Raw genomic sequence first — 1373 nt, forward strand, 5'->3', positions numbered from 1 at the left:
TGTGAGGCTGGAGGTGCCGGAGATGACTTCGCCCTTACCATGAAGGGGGCAATCATGTTTATGGCCGATCAGCACGATGGGTTTCACAGGGGATATCCTTTTCGACGGTCGAGGTTTCCACTTCGGTCTTTCGCTGACGCGTAGAGGTGCGTTTCTTTCTCTCCGGACGCTTGCCTGGACGAGCAGCCCAGAGGTACGCGTTTTCGCGCAAGCGTTCCTGGATATCCGGTGGATAATCGTCAAGGGTGGTGAATGGCGGAACCGGCTTTCCGGGTAGGCCGGCTTCACGAATGATCTTGGGCCAGCGCGGTTTCCAGCACAGCATGAGGCTCAGCCAGTGACCGGTTCCGATGATCAGGAAGGCGGGCGAGATCAAGACCAGGCCGATCTTGGTGATTCGAGAAGCTCTTCGAAAGTAATGGGTCATCCCTTCGAATTGAGGTGTGAAGGCCTGCCAGGGCCAGGGAAAGTGCGAGGTGATAGAAGGGCGTGGCAAACCCTCAGGCCCCTCATCCATGAAGCGGCGGATGAACTCCCATTCGGCTTGCAGTTCCGCGAAGTTGTTGGTGGCCTTGCCTACGTAGATGAATTCGGGATGAAGTGCGCCGGCGAACGAGGGTGGCCACACGAGATCCAAAGGAAGGCCCAAGCTACCGGCAGCGGCGTATTTTTTATCCGAGCCACTAGACGTGACCCCGTGCCAAGGAAGTGTGACGATACCGCCACAGTATGTTGGGCGATGCAGGTAGACTTGTTGGGTAGTGCGGTTGAAGCGTATCAGCAAGTGGCGGGATGTGAACATCTCCAGACGTGTGATACGCAGGCCATACTTTAGGTAGGGTAATGAGATCAATAGGACTATGGCGATTGCAAAGAGTGCTATGAATAGTCGTGATCCATATGGTTCTTCGTAATTATTTTGCGCAATTTTAATTAGCAGTGCCAGCGATTTTATCGCTATGAATAAAAAGGCGGCGATTGTGTATATAATGGTTGCGGAGATCAGGCTGATAAGTCCACGTTTAGCCTCCCACATGCCGCAGCGCATTTCCAATATGTGTTCATTATAAAGATATACTGGTCCACGACTTTTGGGTGTGTTGCAGGCAGGCTTTTTGGCGGACTCGAGCATTTCCAGGTCATCGCTTTCGTATAAAGCTTTTCTTTTGATTTTCTTATGTTGCTTTTCAAAAGCATCGCGCTCTTCTTTTGGATCAATATAGGCAAGCCATGTGAGCCATTCAACAAAATACATTATATGGCCTCACTTATCGCACTGAACAAAGCCTCAAGTTCTTCTGCATCCTTGGCGTAACTTTTGTGAGATAGTTGAAGGCGGAAGCAGCATTTGCTGCACCATTTTTCTAGCGCGT

The 1373-nt window shown here is 51.1% G+C and carries 1 protein-coding gene; it reads right to left on the reverse strand.

Features of this window, described 5'->3' with window-relative positions; all coding sequences use genetic code 11:
- Positions 1–58: 58 nt before the first annotated feature.
- Positions 59–1255 (reverse strand): DUF6708 domain-containing protein, encoded by a 1197-nt coding sequence (locus ACPZMI_RS00020; RefSeq protein WP_426351412.1) that lies wholly within the window; start codon positions 1253–1255, stop codon positions 59–61.
- Between the last annotated feature and the right edge of the window lie 118 nt (positions 1256–1373).

It is taken from the genome of Pseudomonas wayambapalatensis (assembly GCF_049942315.1).
Classification (GTDB): domain Bacteria; phylum Pseudomonadota; class Gammaproteobacteria; order Pseudomonadales; family Pseudomonadaceae; genus Aquipseudomonas; species Aquipseudomonas wayambapalatensis.

What these genes read in the sequence shown, in the direction of transcription:
- ACPZMI_RS00020 (WP_426351412.1), bottom strand. Translation starts at nt 1,255, where the DNA reads ATGTATTTTGTTGAATGGCTCACATGGCTTGCCTATATTGATCCAAAA.